Raw genomic sequence first — 16,973 nt, 5'->3', positions numbered from 1 at the left:
AAATCATGGATGTCAAGAAGCTCGCATTCCTGTGCCTTCTTTTCATGGGAACGCTTGCAGGCTGCAACTCAGGCGATCAAAGCGAATACCGGAAGGTGACTGAAGAGGACGCGCTCCCAGAAGTGTCGACTCCTGACGTCCCTCTCGATGAATCGCCGGTCGAGCAGCCCGCTCAGGAAGTAGCGACAGTTGAGCCACTCGAGACTGAAGATCAACCAGCCGCGCCGACACCCGAGGATTCTCCAAAAATGAATCCAAGCGAAGCGCCCGCTGATTCTGCACCAGCGAGTCCCTCTCTCGTAGAAAGCCCATCGTCGACCGAGCAGGACAACATGGCGACTCCGGAACAGGCAGGGAACGAACCCCCGACAACGGTCGTTCCACTTGCTACGCCAGAAAGTTTCGCCAAGCCAAACGAAATCAAAATCCTAGTCCCCGAGAGAGAATTCACGACCGAGGGTGACGCCCTGAGGGTCACGTTTGACGATCTCGATTTGCTCAAAGTCTGTAACATGGAGCCCGTCCCGCCTGATGTGATGGACCACCTTCCAGAATGGCTGCGGAATCTGAATGGCAAGAAGATTATCTTGCGAGGATGGATGTTCCCTTCCGGTCGACAGGAAGGAATCTCAAGCTTCATGTTCGTGCGTGATAACGGAATCTGCTGCTTTGGCCGAGACCCTAAGGTCTACGACAAACTGGGGACAATGATGCAATCCGGTAAGACAACAAGCTATATTGCCAATCGCCCTTTCGACGTTATCGCGACGTTGATTATCGAACCAGAAATTGAAGGGACCGATGAGGGACTTTGGTGGTTGTACCGTCTCGAAGATGCCCAGGTCGTTGTCCAATAGAACACAGGAGCCCTTGATGCGCTCATTACTCCATACCAGTCTGGCTGCTGTTGCAGCGATCGGCATGGTCGTCGCAACCGCAACGTATGCCATCAGCTGTCCGTTTTGCAGTGCCCCGACACTCACTTTGAGCGAGCAACTGGCTGCCGCACAGGCTGCAGTGCTGGTTCAATGGTCCAGCGGCACGGAAGCAGACCGTGAACGAGGTTTCACCGGTACGACTGAATACGAGATCCTGCAGGTCGTCCGCGGCGATGAATCTCAACTCAAGAAGGGCGGAAAGATCGCGATTGATCGTTTTCGCAGCGGGAAGCCCGGGGATCTATCCCTACTCCTCGGCACGCAGATTGAGGATCGACTGGAGTGGAGCAGCCCGCTTGAAGTGACGGAAACCAGCTTCAACTACATCATCCAGGCCCCCAGCAAAGAATCCCCAACGACCGAACGACTCGAATACTACCTGAAGTTTCTGGAGTTCCCAGACCAGACAATTGCGACTGATGCTTATTCAGAATTCGCAAACGCCCCGTACGATGACATCACTCCGCTCGGCGATAAAATGCCTCGCGACAAACTGCGAGAATGGCTCTCAAACAAAGACCTCAATCCGACGCGGATGGGGCTCTACGGTTTGCTGTTGGGGCTAGGAGGACATCCCGAAGACGCAGAGTTCCTCAAGTCCATTGTGATCATGCAACCTGAAGATTTCCGACTCGGGATCGACGGCGTCATGGGCGGCTATTTGCTCCTCACCGGATCTGAAGGACTTGAGGTTCTCAACGAGACAAAACTCAGAAACACAAAAGCTCATTTCAGCGAAACATTCGCTGCCATGCAGGCTCTTCGATTCATGTGGACTTACGCAAAAGGTCGCGTTCCAGCCGAGGATTTGCGTAGTTCAATGCAACTCCTGCTGAAGCGTCCAAACCTTGCCGATCTCGTCATTGTCGACTTGGCCCGCTGGCAGGACTGGGGCACCATGCCTCATCTGATGGAGCTGTATGACAACAAGGATTACCAGGTCCCGTCTGTAAAAAGAGCGATTGTCCGCTTCATGTTGATTGCGGAAAAGGATGCCCCTCAAGATGGAAACTTGCCGGTCCCGGAATACGTCACAGCTGCTCGGAAGAACCTTGAGATCCTCCGCGAGAAAGACCCCAAGACCGTCAAGGCTGCCGAACGTTACTTCTTTGACTGAACGACACACCAGAGCAGGCTAGGTCGTACGACAATGGATCTGCCATGTAAGCGACGACCAGTCGAGACTCACAGCCACTCAATTGACTCATCTCTGTACTGAATTGCGAGCTGATCGCCCCTTCGAAGGAAGGTCGGTCAGCTCTTTTTCCAAATACCATCCGCTGAATGCTGGATCAACGACGATGCGCAACGGACTGCAATTTCGAGATTCCAACTACTTGCGGGCTCTCACTCTGCTGAGCCTGACCCTTTCCATTTTTCTGACAAGAGTGGTCGTCGCTTGCCCATTCTGCGATGCGCCAACTACTACTCTTGGGGAACAGCACAGCACCGCGCAAGCAACGCTGCTGGCGAAATGGATTTCCGTTTCAATTCCGGACCCCAACACCTTCTCTGAAGGGTCAACGACTTACGAGGTGCTGCTCTCAGCTGGAAAAGAGAAAGAGAAATACCCAGCCGGCACCCGGTTTACCATCCCGTTGTACCTCTCCGGCACCGAAGAAGATGAATCATTATTCTTCGTCACCAAGACCGAAAATGACCAAGTGAACTGGGGGCTGCCAGTCCTTACGAATCGAGAAGTGTGGAAGTACATCAACTCGGCGCCGGATCGAAAGACTCCCAATCAGGTTCGCCTTCTCTATTACGTTGAAGCGTTAGAGCACGCCGACCCCGATATCGCCATGGACGCCTATGCCGAGTTCGCAGGCATTTCCTACGCTGATCTTCAAAGCATTGCGGACCATCTTCCACGCGAAAAACTGGTCAGCTGGCTGTCCAACCCTGAAGCGACTCCCACGCGTTTTGGGCTCTACGGGTTGATGCTTGGACTGTGCGGTAATTCCGATGACGCTGCTTTTCTGGAGACGATTATTCGTCAACAGCCAGAAGACAGCCGCATGGGAATCGACGGGATGATGGCTGGATACATGTTGCTGACAGAAAACGAGGGATTGAAGAATCTCACTCAGTGGAAGCTGGACGATCCAGCAGCCTCGGACAACGAAGTGTACTCGTTTCTGAAGGCACTCGAGTTCATGTGGTCGTACGGGCAGGATCATGCGGATCCTCAAGTCCTGAAAGAAACTCTCCGTAAGATGATCGATCGCCCCGGTCTCACAGGCCTCGTGGTACTCGACCTATCCCGCTGGCAGGACTGGGAAATCATGGATCATCTCGTCTCGCAGTACGGGAAGAATCACTTTGAGGATCGCCATCCTCGTCAATGCGTACTCCGCTATCTGATCGCCGCCACGAAAGATGCTCCAGAACCGAATGAATCGATCGACTACCGCCTGAAGGCGCAGAACCATCTCAACCAACTCAGAGAAATCGACCCCGAGAATGTGAAGTATGTCGAAAGGCATCCATTCGACTGAACAGTGCCGTCACAACGTCCCGTTCCGATCGCAAGGCGTTCCTGCGAAGATGAAAGCTCTCACTCAACGAGAGTTCGTCACACTCAAAGCGATTCTAACGTCCTCAACTCATCAGGCATGCTAATAAGCAGCGAACTCAGGAGGCGGAAACAGAAACGGCCGTGTGAACATGTCACACAGCCGTTGGTCATTGCCGTTGGTCATTTAAAACGGAGTCATTCCGAGAGCTATTCAGCCATTTCTCGCAGAACTTCCGCGATAATGTCGCAGCCCTGATCGACATCTTCCTCTGTGATGTTGAGCGCTGGCAACAGACGGACAACGGTATCATGAGTTGCGTTGATCAGCAGACCACGATCAAGACATTTCTTGACTGCGGGTGTCGCTTCGATGTTCAGTTCGATTCCGATCATCATGCCGCAGACACGAACTTCATCGATAATTGGCAACTCGGTTTTGAGCTGTTCAAATCGATGGCGGAAACGGTCCGACATCATCATTGAGCTGTCGAGCAGGTGATCTTCTTCGATGGTTTGCACAGTCGCCAGTCCAGCTGACATTGCCAAAGGATTCCCGCCGAACGTGCTGGCATGAATCCCCGGTCGCAGTGCAGTGGCGACGTCATCCTTGGCAATAATCGCACCGCAGGCAACTCCCGCTGCAATCCCTTTGGCCATGGTCATAATATCCGGGTTGACGCCGAAGGTCTGGTATCCAAACCAATACCCGGTACGCCCCATCCCAGTCTGCACTTCATCGAAAATCAACAGCATGTTGTTTTCATCGCAAATCTGGCGGAGCCCTTCCAGGAATCCGGGTTCAGGGATATTTACCCCCCCTTCTCCTTGTACCGGTTCGATCATGATCGCCGCAGTTTCATCATCCACGAGTCGGCGAACAGCTTCCAGATCGTTGTGAGGAGCATAGGTGAACCCCGCAACCAGAGGAGCAAACCCTTCATGGTACTTCGGCTGCGCAGTCGCACTCACCGCTGCGAATGTCCGGCCGTGAAACCCATTCTCGAACGTGATGATCTTGTACTTCTCTTTGGAAGTAGCGAGGCGAGCAAGTTTGATCGCTCCTTCGTTTGCCTCTGCACCGCTATTGCAGAAAAACGCTTTGCCGAAGCTGCGTGAACAGATCGCCTCGGCGAATAGCCCTTGCGCTTCGGTGTACCATGTGTTCGGAACATGAATCAGCTGGGCAACTTGCTGCTGCACTGCTTCAATCACTCGTTGCGGCGAATACCCGAGGATATTGCAACCCCATCCCGGAAACAGGTCGAGATAGCAATTCCCTTCTGCATCCCAGACGCGGGAACCTTCCCCTTTCACTAGGCTCACCGGGTATCGACGGTAGTTCCCGATGACATACTTATCGAAGAGCGCGATCGTATCAGTGCTTGTGCGGGAAGAAGTATGCATTTTAATCAGCCGAAATTCAAAGGGATTCAGATACGACGGGTTGTGGGACTCGTCACCAGGGACGCTGGAATACGCGGCGCTGCGAGATCAGCACCGGACATCGATACAACAATGTGGGTTCGGATCAGTCTCGTTCTTTCCTATCGAACGATTTCCGTTCCCACCCCTTGATTGGAATAAATCTCGAGCAACAACGAATGGGGAATTCGAGCATCAATGATATGGATTTTCTCGACCCCGACTTCCAAAGCTTCCAACGCAGCCTGCACCTTGGGAACCATACCCGCAGCGATTGTGCCATCCTCGATCAATTCCCGACATCGACGCACAGTCATGTGCGGGACCAATGTCGAAGGATCGCTCTTATCGAGGAAAATCCCCGGAACATCGCTTAAAAACACGAGTTTTTCAGCATCCATCAATTTCGCAATCGCCGCTGCTGCGGTATCGGCATTCACATTGAGCGGCAGTCCGTCAGCGTCCAGTGCGATCGATGGGAGTACGGGAATTGCACCGCCGCGGCAAACCGCCTGCAAAATCTCCCGGTTGATCGATGTCACGAAACCAACACGCCCCAGGTCGATGGGATTTCCCTGCTCGTCGGGCAGCGTGAGGCGCTCGCCGTTCAAGACATTTTGCGTTCCTAAATGAAGCGGAACGGCCCGTCCCCCTTGAGTGTTAATTTGGTCAGCCAGCGATTCACAGATTTCTTCTGTCAGCACACGGGTTGCGATCTTGAGCGTGGCATCGTCGGTGTAACGTCGGCCTTGCACGAAGCGGGCTTCGATCCCTGCGTCACCCATCGCTCTGGAAATGGACTTGCCCCCACCATGAACAACGATTGGACGCATCCCGACCGCTTCCATGAAGACGACATCTGCGAGGCACCGAAAGACGGATTCCGGATCATCGAGCGCACTTCCCCCCAACTTAATCACGACGTAGCGGTCGCGAAAGCGGCGGATCCACGCAAGGGCTTCAACAAGAACATTGACCTTACTGAGTGCATCTTCCAACGACGTGATCCTGCTCAAATGGAAAAGGAGCTATTCTATGTCGCACAATCTCCGAGTCAATTTATCAGCAAAACGGAAAAGTGCAGCCTCGGCCCCCAGAAACTACTCACCTATCTGCTGAAACAACACCGGCAATAACTCCCATGAGTGTTTCCTGCGTGTTGACCGGGAGTCGCAAATTGGCTCCAATTAACAGACAATCGGCGTTTGATCGAGAAATCAATCTTCGTGTGGAGCTGATGCCACAATCGTCCATCCCCCACCGAAACCTCTCTCCTTCATCCCGTAATAGACAGTGTGAAAGTCCTCCCAAGACTTCGGGCGATTCCCAAATATGATCGACATCATTCTGATCGCTGTCATTGGCCTCGTCACTTGGCTCGTTGCCAGTGATGGAGCCTGGAGTGCTGCGATTGCCTTTATCAGCTCGATCATTGGCGGCTTGATCGCTATGAATTACTTCGAGCCGTTGGCAAATTTTCTGTCAGCGACAGTCGCAACCCAATTTGAATGGCAACAACGACTCGACATCATTTGCCTGTTGGGTCTTTTTGCTTTGTCCGTATTTGGTTTGAGATTTCTGGGCGACAAACTCCTTCCGACTTATGCGGAAGTCATCGGTCCAGTTTATGATGGCACTCGATGGGGATTCGCGGCGCTGACCGGCTACGTCGTCATGGCGGTTCTCTGCACCTCACTTCATGTGGCCCCGTTGCCACGTGAATTCTTGGGTTTCGCCCCCGAACGTGCCAACTTGCTCGGCACTGCCCCCGACCGACAATGGCTGGCATTCACCCAATACGTGTCCGAGAAATCGATGCGGAATGTGAACGGAAGCGGTACATTGAACATCTTTGATGGAGTTGCGTTTCCATCAAATCCAGACGATCGCAGAACAATGAGGAACTGGGCCTCATTTCCGATCAAATACGCCACTCGCCGCCAAAATTACGCAGCTGGACAAGCAGCAGCCGCGTCGAATCAGGGAGTTGCTCCTCCTCCCACCAACTCTGGTGGAAGCCAAGCTCCAAACGCTGGCACAGGTGGCTTCTAGTTGATATGACACAATCCGCTTCGTTTATAACACGACATTGAATTCAACCGACAGGAAAGTTGGGAATGCTCTCTCACAACGTCTTTTTCACACTGCACGATAACTCCGCTCCAGCAGTGGAAAAGCTGGTTGCCGATTGCCAGAAATATCTGAAGAATCATCCGGGTGTTGTTTTCTTCGCAGCTGGTACACTTGCCAAGGAATTCACTCGACCTGTGAATGACGTGGCGTTTGATGTCGCATTGCACGTTGTCTTTACCGACAAGGCCGCACACGACGAATATCAAACAGCTGCCGATCACATCAAGTTTATCGAAGAAAACAAGCCAAGCTGGAAGCAAGTGCGAGTCTTTGACTCTTGGGTTGATTAGCCCACATTTTCGCTTGATACAGCAGCAGAATTTTATTTCAGCAGGAGATTCACTGCTTCCGTTCTGTAGCATGCAGTCCGAACCGAGCTTTGGAATCGCGGTAACGTGGTTCCAAAGCTGTTTTTATTCAGGAAACCGCAATATTTCCGCAATGAGTTCAAGCGGGAACACCGTGCGTTTCATGATCAAAACGCCCTCTTTCTCTTGAGGTGGCCTATTTGGGGACCGGGGATCGACTCAAAATACTCCCTTTGAAGGTTATCACCGTTGTCCCAGATGATCAGCCTGTACCTGATCTGCAAGCTCCTCACAGCGAGACTCGCGATGTCGAGACATTTTGTTTCGATGCGGGCAATGCAACATTCGCAGCAGTGCCGAAAATGGAATGCGTCCCGGCCGATTCAATCGATTGGGACTGCTGACTATTCCTTATAGTTTCCAGGACGGTATCGATGAAACGCTTGTTGATGATTGCTGTAGTCTTTTCAAGTTTCGTTGTGGTTGCAGGGTCCGCACAAGCTGCCAAGCCAAACACAACGACCTATTACGGGTCAACATCTTCATCCCAGGTGACGACATACAATGAGGGGCCACGTCGCCAAGGCTTCTTCGCCCGCCTGTGGGAACTGGAGAAACGCAAAAACGCTGCGATCCGTCGCGCAATGGGTTGGTAACGATTGATCCTTCAAGTGTCGATCGAAATGTCCACTGTGCTCACCCGCAGAACCAGAGCAGACTCGGGGCCTTTTGCGATTTCCCTTCTTAAATCAGGGAATGACTCAAAACCCGAGTTTTCTGCTCTGAATGCGGAGCGTCTCTGTTTTCACGGACGTTCTCGTCGAGAAATTTGAAGCTCCTTCCATCGTGCTGGTAGCAATCCCAACTCTCTCCGATAGAATGGTAAAGAGTCCTTCCTCCCTCTCTTTTATTCTATAAGTCATCGGACCACCTGCTGATGTCTGAACTGCATCACGAGTGCGGGATTGCTGCTGTCTATCATTTCGGTCAGGACACGGTTTCTCCTCTGATCCATCCGTATGGACCTCAGGAAGCTTCCAAGCTGATTCCCCGCATGCTGCTGGACATCCAGAACCGCGGCCAACTGGCAGCGGGGATGACGACCTACAAAGGGACCGGCAACGAACTCCTTCTCACCCATAAGAACGTCGGACTTGTTTCCGAAGTCTTTCGCATGGGCCGTAAGGAGAAGTACAAGAAGCTGATGGATGCCCACGTCGGCCCTGCTGCGATCGGCCATGTTCGATACGCAACATGCGGCAAAGAGGATCCTTCTTACGCCCAGCCATTCGAGCGATCACATCTCGAAAAGAAAAAATGGTTCGCGTTCGGCTTCAACGGGCAGCTCGCCAATCACGCCGCTCTGCGTAAGGAAATCTGCGATGAAGGTGATTTCCATTTCGCCAGGGAAACGGACACCGAGACCCTGATGCATCTGATCAGTCAGGAGATTGCAGAGAGCACTGACAACGATCTCTGCTCCATCATCTCCCGATTTTCAGAACGTCTTGATGGTTCGTACAACATTACATTTCTGAATTCGCTCGGGCAGATGTTCGTCTCCCGTGATCCGAACGGATTCCGGCCGCTTTGTTATGCTGTCCGTGATGGTTTCTTTGCTGCCGCAAGTGAAAGCGTCGCGTTGACAAATCTTGGATTTCAGCCTGATGAAGTCATCGATCTCGATGCTGGCTGTGCGGTGATCATTGAAAACGGCACCCTTCGCGTCGAGCGATACGCCCCCACGACAAAACTCTCTCACTGTTTCTTCGAGTGGATCTACTTCGCAAACGTCTGCAGCCGAATTGATCAACAGAGCGTTTACCTGAGCCGCAAAGTTCTTGGAGACGAACTCGCACTGCAGGAACGCGAATCAACTGAGAATGCCATCGTTGTTCCAGTTCCTGATACCGCAAAGGCGGCAGCAGAAGGAATGGCCTTTTCACTCGGAATTCCCTGCCACGAAGGCTTAATGCGACACCGTGCTCTGGGCCGAACCTTTATCGAAGGCGATGATCGAGAAGCGAAGGCTCGGATGAAATACATCCCGCTGCCTGAAGTGCTCAAAGGGAAGCGGGTTTTCCTCGTCGACGACACCATTGTGCGATCAACCACAATGCGAGTTCTCGTCGATCAGATCCGCACAAAAGGGGGCGCAGCGGAAGTTCACATCCGCGTTGCCTGCCCGCCGATCATGTCTCCGTGCTTCTACGGCATTGATATGTCGAACATCGGCGACCTCTTCGCTCCGAAGTTTGCCGCTCAGGGTGAGACAATCACCCCTGAAATTGAAGCGAGAATGGCGAAGCACTTCAATGCGGATTCGCTCCGGTATTTACCGGTCAGTTCGATTTCCAACGCATTGAATAAAGATCCGGATCAGCTGTGCCAGGCCTGCCTGACAGGCGAGTATCCAACACCAGCTGGCCAGGACCTCTATCAGTTGACGCTGAATATTTCCAAATCTGGGTCAACATCGGACCGACGGTTGATCGAAGGTGTTGCCCTGCAGGCAGAATTGCCACCGGCGAGACTCTAGAGCACCGCTCACGTGCGTGTGGCGTTCCGGCGACGATAAACAGGGCGGTTTAACGACCTTTTTTCCTACATATCGCCGCCACGATCGCCTGCGACAGCGGCTAACTCGGTTTGACGAGACACTTCGTTAACCGACATCGGCATTCGGTTTTCGTCACAACGGACAGTCCGACTCGCACTGGGTTCGCTCGGATGTTTTGAGTGCATGTTGCATCTTCACCGAAATCAATCAGCCCTCTCCTTCTCGTAAGGAGAGGGCTGATTTCGTTTGAGTCCCGGACTTCCAACATCTCCTGAATTGGCAGCGTCAGCTTTTCTAAATCAAAAATGAATTCACGAGAAATCATTGGAAACTAGCAATGTTTCCGCGAATCAATTAGTTTCATTCCAAGCGATTTGGATTGGTAATTGTAGTGCTCCCCGCACTACAAATTGTCATCAATTTCAGTCGCATCTCGCTGTCCAAGCCGCAGATTCGAAGTCCCTCAAAGCAGACCACACCCAAGCGGAGAAGTCTATGCTGCTCTCGTCGCTCTCAATCATCTTCCCGTCGCGACATTTTCAGATCGCCCTCCTCTGTTCCGTGTTGGTGATCGGCCTGACATCGACTTCGGTTTTCGCAGAGAATCGATTCGAAAAAGAGATTCAAAAATTCGAATCGCAGGATCAAAAGGACGCCCCTGAGGATGGAGCGGTTCTCTTCACGGGCAGCTCCAGTATTGTTCTGTGGGATCTCAAGAAGTCTTTTCCGGAACTGGACGCACTCAATCGGGGCTTCGGGGGATCGGAGATTTCCGATTCAATCGAACTATTTCCCCGAACTGTCCTGAAATACAAGCCCAGACAGGTTGTCTTCTACGCTGGTGACAACGACCTCGCGAATGGGAAGTCACCCGAACAGGTGGCGAATGACTTCAGCACATTTGTGGGGTTACTCCATCGCGATCTACCGAAAACACCCTTGGTCTTCATTTCGATCAAACCAAGCATCGCTCGCTGGAACAACATCGAATCGATCCGCCAAGCGAATCAGCTGATCCGGACGACTTGTGAAAAAGATCCACTTCTAACTTATCTGGATATCGATGCGGTTTCCATTCAAGCAGATGGAACGCCACGTCCAGAAATGCTCGCCAAAGATGGATTGCATCTGACAGAAGAGGGATATGCAGTTTGGAACGAGGCTCTCAAGCCATATCTGTCTTTTGATCAACGATCAGCCAACCTTCGAACTCTCAACGACCGCTATCACAGCTGGGTTCCTGCGAGTTCACTGGTTGAATGGGAAACACAGTCAGCTGCACTACGAGAGCAGCTTCTCGTCGCGACGGGTCTCTGGCCACTCCCCGAGAAAACCGAAATGACGCCTGTCATCCACGGGAAAATTGATCGCGGCGACTACACCATCGAGAAAGTCTTCTTCGAGAGCTTCCCGGGGATGTACGTCACAGGAAATCTGTACAGACCAAAACACAAATCGGGCAAGCTCCCCGGAGTTCTTGCGACGCACGGTCATGCTCACAATGGTCGATTTCATATCAACCCTCCTGCCAACGTCGCCGAAGAACTCCGCATTGGCGGAGAAGACTTCCAATCGGGCGCCCACTCTTATCTGCAGGCTCGGGCAGTGCAGCTGGCCCGTATGGGTACGGTTGTCTTTCTGTATGACATGATGGGCGAAGCTGATGGAAAAGTTCTGTCGCATCGGCAAGGATTTAGCGACACAGAGTCGTCACTCTGGCTCCACAATAAGCTCGGTTTGCAGACATGGAACTCAATCCGCTCGATCGACTTCCTTCAGTCACTCCCGGATGTTGATCCAGAGAAAATTGCTGTGACAGGAGAAAGTGGCGGCGGAACCCAGACCATGTTGGTTGCAGCTCTCGACCCAAGGATTCAAGTCGCATTTCCCGCTGTGATGGTTTCCACTGGCATGCAGGGAGGATGCATCTGTGAAAATGCCGACTACCTGCGAGTTGGAATTAACAACATCGCCATCGCTGCCCTGTGTGCTCCTCGGCCACTCGCCATGTCCGGGGCGAATGACTGGACGATTGATATCGAAACACTCGGCCTGCCTGAACTGAAACAGGTGTACGGCTTTTACGACAAGGCAGATCTCGTCCACGCCAAAACCTACAAACAGTTCTACCACAACTACAATCAAGTGGCTCGAGAACTGATGTATGACTGGTTCAACACACACCTCAGTCTTGGACTCACCACTCCCGTGAAGCAGACCGACTTCTGGCCTCTGACGATCGAAGAGATGAGTGTTTACAACGACCAGCATCCTCGCCCCAACAATGAGTTGACCGAACCAGAGCTACGAAAGGCGCTCCGCAGCAGAGACGAGCATATGTTTGCAGACTTGCTCGCAAGCGATCCCGAGACGTTCCGCAAAACAATCCATGTTGCTCGCCAGAACATGCTCTTCCCTCTCAACGGAAGCGAAGAGTTGAAGCGAGCACTTGAGCAACAACACAAACTCGAATCCGGGATTACGATCGACAGTTTCGTCGTGAACTATGAGCAAGCCCGTATACCTGCCTCAATTCTGTCAGTTCCAAACCACGAAAAGAAGAAGGTTGTACTTTGGATCAGCTCTAAAGGACGGGAATCGGTCGTTCACAACAATGGGCAGGTGATCCCTGAGATCCAGAAACTCCTCGATGGTGGCTACGACGTCGCAACAGCGGAAGTTTTGTTCTCTGGAAATCAATTGCAGGAAAACAACATTTTCACCAAACGAATGAACAATACCTCCATCGCCCATCAACCGACATCGGATGACGTGGAATACACCGGATTCGCATATGGTTACAATCGAACTCTAATCGCCGAACGGACTCGCGACATTCAGGCTGTTGTGAAGTATCTGAAGGACGCTGGGTATCAGCACGTTACTCTTGTCGGCACTGATGGCCGTGCATTGCCGTCCCTTCTCTCAGTGGAATCCGGCAATCCGCTGGCAGCAGACCGAGTCATTGTTGACCTTCAGGGCTTCACCTTCGGCGACCTGAAACGGAACAACACGGAGAACATGCTTCCCGGCGCGTTGAAATATGGAGGAGTGGGCGGACTTGCATCGGTCGCTTATCCAATCCCGTTGCATATTGCAGGAGTCCAACCAGAATCCAACGAATTCCACGCTTTGAAGACGGTCTTCCAGCAGTCCCCCGAAAAGCTTGAACTCAGCAGCAATGCGATCGGGATCAGCGATATTGTCGACCTGATTCTTTCGAAGTAACCGACCGATCTGTCACACGATCTCCGCACAGGCCAGCTTCCTCCAATACAGAGGTTGCTGGCCTGCATCTTTTCAACGTGCGTCTCCGCACACCTCTCGCTCCTCATCGAATGTTGCGCAGCCGCGATTCCTACGCTGGCGGCCATTCTTCGCATCTGACTTTTCAGATGTCATCTCTTTTCAGTTTTTCCGTAATGAAAACAGATATGCTCAGAAGGAATAATCCAAACATTCCAATCTTGCTGGGGTATCTCCACTCGCTCGTGCGGGGATTTTCACTGGTTTAAGTGACGGCAAGGTTGCTGCAAAAACCGCACAGGCTCTTCCGTAAAACCTGACGAAACCATTGCTTCCCACCTCTCATCTCTCGACACAGACAGCACCGCAACCAATTGAGAAAAAGACACTTAGGGAACACCGCAATCCTCGCAGGGGCAACAGAACCTGCAACGTCGCACAAAAGCATCAAAACAGTGCGATCCAAAGCAAATTGAAAAATGTAGAAGGAAAATTTGCCTTGAGAAAAGTGCGACCTAGGTTTCTGGTGTCAACGCAACTCGCAGTGAGCACCGCGAATTGCAGTCGACCTGATTCAATCACTTGTCTCAGAGGCGAATTGCCTTCGTTTCGATGTCCGGACGGGCCGCCTACGTAAACAGATCGGAAATGAGAAGCCGATCGCACCACGCCCTCGAGAGAGAAAATGAAAAACCTGACCGCCAAAGTAACCAAGTTCCTGAAATCTGAAGATGGCCCAACAGCTGTTGAGTACGCAGTGATGCTCGCTCTGATCGTCATCGTCTGTCTGACAGCGATCCGCGCTGTCGGTTCAAACGCTTCTGCTCGTTTCAACCAGATTTCAAACCAGTTGACATAGTCCTGGTTGAGGGGCCGGTTCTGGCGAGAGGGGCTGCTGAATGCCTCATGGTCCAGCGGCTCGAAAAACAGTGACAGCAAGATTCGATTGAGTGGGCAAATTCATCTGGCTGTACGCACGAAGAATCGCAGAGTTTCTAAAGAGCGCCTTGAATTTATTGTCGCTCCTTTATTTCACATTGTCGGTGGTGAGAGCCCGACTCAATTGAGAGAGAACAAAATGAAAAACCTGACCGCAAAAGTTACAAAATTCCTGAAATCCGAAGACGGACCAACAGCTGTTGAGTATGCAGTCATGCTCGCTCTGATCGTCATCGTCTGTTTGACAGCGATCCGCGCTGTCGGTTCAAACGCTTCTGCTCGTTTCAACCAGATTTCAAACCAGTTGACATAGTCCTGGTCGATGCTCTGAAGCAGCAAATCAACAGTTGAAGCCGCTTGAAAGACTTCTTTTTCCTTCAAGCGGCTCCACTGGTTGCTGGCAAACAAGACCCCAAAACAAGTTATTTCGCACGCAACTTAAGGAAATCAGCCATGTTACCTTTCTGGATCGATCTGGGAGCTCTTCCTTGCTTCGAGCTGATCCCGTTCGTCGTTGCCTGTGTCGCGATGCTGTTCACACCGGTTGCAGGTCTGAATAGCCGTTCCTAATTCAAACTCTTCGTTCTGAACACAGATTGATGACCGCAGGGCGGCTGGTCTCGCTGTCGACTCTCCGAAGAATCCCGCACAAGCGGATGTTTCCATTACGCCTGATATCCCCTCGAAAGGCATTCATAACATGGACTGGCAAGCACTTTTTATTGACAATTGGCACGTCAAAGTCGTGTGTCTGATTCTCATCGTGGCAGCGTACATTGATGGCAAAGAACTTCGCGTTCCAAACTGGATCACATTCCCGATGGTCCTCTCCGGCCTCATCTACAGCACCGCTGTCGGCGGTCTGGAAGGTCTCGGTTACGGACTCCTCGGTATGGTCGTCGGCCTGCTGACTCTGCTTCCGTTGTACTCCGTTGGAGGCATGGGCGCCGGCGATGTAAAACTGATGGCTGGCATCGGAGCCTGGCTCGGTGCAACTGTCACTTGGCACGCATTTGTCGCAACAGTAGTTGTTGGTGCGATTATGGCTATTGCGATGGTGTTGTACCGCAAAGCTTGGGACAAGCACTACGGCCAGTTCCTTCTGATCCTTGGCGAATTCGCCAACGTCAAAGACCCAAATAAACTCTCTGAAATCGCAGCAGAGCGTAAACCACGGATGTTGTTGCTTCCTTACGGCATTCCCATCTGCGTCGGTTCAATCGGCTACTTCCTCTATGCAGGAATGATTTACTAAGCCTGCAAGAGATCGTCACCATCACTCGATCAGCCATCTCCAAATCGTCTGTGACCACGACGTCACTCGAGGAGTTCAAACGACGAGTGGTTCGAGTCAGCCCGCATCTCAGAGATCCACCGATCCTGACACGTCAGGTTTCCCTGAGACACGAGTCGGCTGAATAGGCATGGAAGACATTCTGGTTTCACCATTTAGGCTGCCCGTGAAAAAGACGGGCAGCCTCGATGCCGTAAACGCGGTGAAAAACTGGGTGACATGCGGAACACAGAGAAATGTCCTCGCGAATCGCACGCAGTTCAATCTGCCATTTTAATCACTACAACCCGCATAAATTGAAGCAATCAGGTTCAGGCAGCCGATTCAGTCATTGAGTCAACGTCCATGAACCTGACTGAAGCGGCAGAAACAGCTGTTACAAAGGGTTCGAGATGAAACCAAAAACTTTGATTCTTACGGTCGTCGCATGTGCGTGCGGTTTGGTCGCAATGCTGGGAGTCCAGCAGGCGATGCAAGGCAGCCAGGGCCCAGTTCGAATTGAAACCGCCAAAGTTTTGGTGGCTTTGGAGAACATCGAAAGTGGTCAAAAGTTGACTGCCGAGAACACAACTTTTAAATCGCATCCCATCGGATCCATTCCAGAAGATGCGGTGATACGACCAGAGGACTTTGATCTGCGGGCTGCAAAAGTCCCATTGATGGTTGGCGACGTCGTTCGTAAATCGAAGTTGACAGAAAAAGGTGAATGGGGGAAATCGGTCGCGATCCCAGTGGGAATGCGAGTCATTTCGATCCCCGTCGATGAGACACACACAATCAGTGGTTTGTTGAAAGCAGGAGACCGAGTCGACGTACTCGTCACTTACCAGGGGCGAGCAATGGGTGGAGCTGCAATCTCCAAAACCAAAACTCTCCTTGAATACGTTGAAGTCTTCTCGATCGACAATCAGACCGCGAACAAAATTGAAGAGAAACAGGACGCAGGACACGCCAAAAACGTTGCCTTGCTCCTCACTCCAGAGCAAGCAGGTTTCGTGATCCTAGCCCAACGAAAAGGATTACTCAGCTTGTCATGGCGCCGTCGAGGCGACGATGAACTTGCTCAAACCAAGGATGTCGATGAAAAGTTAATGGAAGAACTGCAGGGCACAGTTGGACTCCATGAATCACTCGATGGATCTTCCGTCGCAAATGTTGAAACAAGAACCGGACGTCATGCAAAAAACAACGATGACTTCGATTCAGAGGAAACGTCTGAGGCAGAGAAGTTCCTTGATTCAACTGCGACAGAGGCCTCAATAACGAATACAACCCCGGCCGTTCCAGAAGTCAAACCGGAATACTGGGGAGTTCAGATTTACACTGGCAAGGAATCCCGTGTCGAGAACTTCGAGATCGGGAAACCATTGTCGGGACCGGTTTCTCTCCCAGAAACCGAACACAAGCCAACTCAGGAAAAGTCTGCTCAAGAGCCGGTTGAACTCAGTAGCGCGGCTCACTGAACAGATTGAAGTGGAATCGGAATCACATCGATAAAAGTCACGACGCAGTTTTGTCGTGACTTTTATCGATGCTTTACGAACAAGATTCATTGCAGTCAACGTCGGCACGACATTTCGGTGGAGCATTCCAAGATACGGATATCGAAAGATGC

At 51.8% G+C, this 16,973-nt stretch carries 14 protein-coding genes; 12 read left to right on the top strand and 2 right to left on the bottom strand.

Features of this window, described 5'->3' with window-relative positions:
• The first annotated feature begins 5 nt into the window (after positions 1–5).
• The 3 genes from SH668x_RS08435 (at position 6) to SH668x_RS08425 (ending at position 3,436) form a co-directional block, all read left to right on the top strand.
• A complete protein-coding gene (locus SH668x_RS08435) occupies positions 6–857 on the top strand; it encodes a hypothetical protein (protein WP_437188250.1) in 852 nt (283 codons plus the stop codon).
• A gap of 16 nt (positions 858–873) precedes the next feature.
• Positions 874–2,055 carry a hypothetical protein gene (locus SH668x_RS08430; RefSeq protein ID WP_437188249.1) on the top strand — a complete coding sequence of 394 codons (1,182 nt, stop codon included), beginning with the start codon at positions 874–876 and terminating at the stop codon, positions 2,053–2,055.
• Between the two features lie 184 nt (positions 2,056–2,239).
• Positions 2,240–3,436, top strand: coding sequence for a hypothetical protein (locus tag SH668x_RS08425; RefSeq protein ID WP_437188248.1), 1,197 nt, complete (start codon positions 2,240–2,242; stop codon positions 3,434–3,436).
• 227 nt (positions 3,437–3,663) lie between these two features.
• Here SH668x_RS08425 and SH668x_RS08420 read toward each other — a convergent pair whose 3' ends face one another.
• Positions 3,664–4,860 carry an aspartate aminotransferase family protein gene (locus SH668x_RS08420; protein ID WP_437188247.1) on the bottom strand — a complete coding sequence of 399 codons (1,197 nt, stop codon included), beginning with the start codon at positions 4,858–4,860 and terminating at the stop codon, positions 3,664–3,666.
• A gap of 140 nt (positions 4,861–5,000) precedes the next feature.
• A complete protein-coding gene (gene argB, locus SH668x_RS08415; RefSeq protein ID WP_437188246.1) occupies positions 5,001–5,876 on the bottom strand; it encodes an acetylglutamate kinase in 876 nt (291 codons plus the stop codon).
• 334 nt (positions 5,877–6,210) lie between these two features.
• Here argB and SH668x_RS08410 point away from each other — a divergent pair, with 334 nt between their 5' ends.
• The 9 genes from SH668x_RS08410 (at position 6,211) to cpaB (ending at position 16,821) form a co-directional block, all read left to right on the top strand.
• A complete protein-coding gene (locus SH668x_RS08410) occupies positions 6,211–6,930 on the top strand; it encodes a CvpA family protein (RefSeq protein ID WP_437188245.1) in 720 nt (239 codons plus the stop codon).
• 65 nt (positions 6,931–6,995) lie between these two features.
• Positions 6,996–7,301: a Dabb family protein gene (locus SH668x_RS08405; protein ID WP_437188244.1), complete on the top strand. Its 306-nt coding sequence runs from the start codon at positions 6,996–6,998 to the stop codon at positions 7,299–7,301.
• A gap of 452 nt (positions 7,302–7,753) precedes the next feature.
• Entirely contained in the window at positions 7,754–7,975 is a 222-nt protein-coding gene (locus SH668x_RS08400; protein WP_437188243.1) for a hypothetical protein, read from the top strand.
• A gap of 281 nt (positions 7,976–8,256) precedes the next feature.
• Entirely contained in the window at positions 8,257–9,858 is a 1,602-nt protein-coding gene (locus SH668x_RS08395; protein ID WP_437188242.1) for an amidophosphoribosyltransferase, read from the top strand.
• A 516-nt stretch (positions 9,859–10,374) separates the two neighbouring features.
• On the top strand, positions 10,375–13,107 hold the full coding sequence (locus SH668x_RS08390; RefSeq protein ID WP_437188241.1) for a GDSL-type esterase/lipase family protein: 2,733 nt from the start codon (positions 10,375–10,377) through the stop codon (positions 13,105–13,107).
• Positions 13,108–13,810: 703 nt separating this feature from the next.
• Entirely contained in the window at positions 13,811–13,984 is a 174-nt protein-coding gene (locus tag SH668x_RS08385; RefSeq protein ID WP_437188240.1) for a Flp family type IVb pilin, read from the top strand.
• Positions 13,985–14,203: 219 nt separating this feature from the next.
• Positions 14,204–14,377, top strand: a complete 174-nt coding sequence (locus tag SH668x_RS08380) for a Flp family type IVb pilin (RefSeq protein ID WP_437188240.1) — start codon at positions 14,204–14,206, stop codon at positions 14,375–14,377.
• A 387-nt stretch (positions 14,378–14,764) separates the two neighbouring features.
• Positions 14,765–15,319 carry an A24 family peptidase gene (locus tag SH668x_RS08375; protein WP_437188239.1) on the top strand — a complete coding sequence of 185 codons (555 nt, stop codon included), beginning with the start codon at positions 14,765–14,767 and terminating at the stop codon, positions 15,317–15,319.
• A 431-nt stretch (positions 15,320–15,750) separates the two neighbouring features.
• Positions 15,751–16,821 (top strand): Flp pilus assembly protein CpaB, encoded by a 1,071-nt coding sequence (gene cpaB, locus SH668x_RS08370; RefSeq protein WP_437188238.1) that lies wholly within the window; start codon positions 15,751–15,753, stop codon positions 16,819–16,821.
• The last annotated feature ends 152 nt before the right edge of the window (positions 16,822–16,973 follow it).

This window comes from Planctomicrobium mucosum (assembly GCF_051466335.1).
Lineage (GTDB): Bacteria > Planctomycetota > Planctomycetia > Planctomycetales > Planctomycetaceae > Planctomicrobium.
This window is presented reverse-complemented; position numbering and strand designations above follow the sequence as displayed.

Bases quoted from the DNA above. Each gene is read 5' to 3' on its own strand.
- SH668x_RS08395 (WP_437188242.1), top strand. From the start codon at position 8,257: ATGTCTGAACTGCATCACGAGTGCGGGATTGCTGCTGTCTATCATTTC.
- SH668x_RS08420 (WP_437188247.1), bottom strand. From the start codon at position 4,860: ATGCATACTTCTTCCCGCACAAGCACTGATACGATCGCGCTCTTCGAT.
- SH668x_RS08380 (WP_437188240.1), top strand. From the start codon at position 14,204: ATGAAAAACCTGACCGCAAAAGTTACAAAATTCCTGAAATCCGAAGAC.
- SH668x_RS08375 (WP_437188239.1), top strand. From the start codon at position 14,765: ATGGACTGGCAAGCACTTTTTATTGACAATTGGCACGTCAAAGTCGTG.
- SH668x_RS08435 (WP_437188250.1), top strand. From the start codon at position 6: ATGGATGTCAAGAAGCTCGCATTCCTGTGCCTTCTTTTCATGGGAACG.
- cpaB (WP_437188238.1), top strand. From the start codon at position 15,751: ATGAAACCAAAAACTTTGATTCTTACGGTCGTCGCATGTGCGTGCGGT.
- SH668x_RS08430 (WP_437188249.1), top strand. From the start codon at position 874: ATGCGCTCATTACTCCATACCAGTCTGGCTGCTGTTGCAGCGATCGGC.
- SH668x_RS08410 (WP_437188245.1), top strand. From the start codon at position 6,211: ATGATCGACATCATTCTGATCGCTGTCATTGGCCTCGTCACTTGGCTC.
- SH668x_RS08405 (WP_437188244.1), top strand. From the start codon at position 6,996: ATGCTCTCTCACAACGTCTTTTTCACACTGCACGATAACTCCGCTCCA.
- SH668x_RS08385 (WP_437188240.1), top strand. From the start codon at position 13,811: ATGAAAAACCTGACCGCCAAAGTAACCAAGTTCCTGAAATCTGAAGAT.
- SH668x_RS08390 (WP_437188241.1), top strand. From the start codon at position 10,375: ATGCTGCTCTCGTCGCTCTCAATCATCTTCCCGTCGCGACATTTTCAG.
- SH668x_RS08425 (WP_437188248.1), top strand. From the start codon at position 2,240: ATGCGCAACGGACTGCAATTTCGAGATTCCAACTACTTGCGGGCTCTC.
- SH668x_RS08400 (WP_437188243.1), top strand. From the start codon at position 7,754: ATGAAACGCTTGTTGATGATTGCTGTAGTCTTTTCAAGTTTCGTTGTG.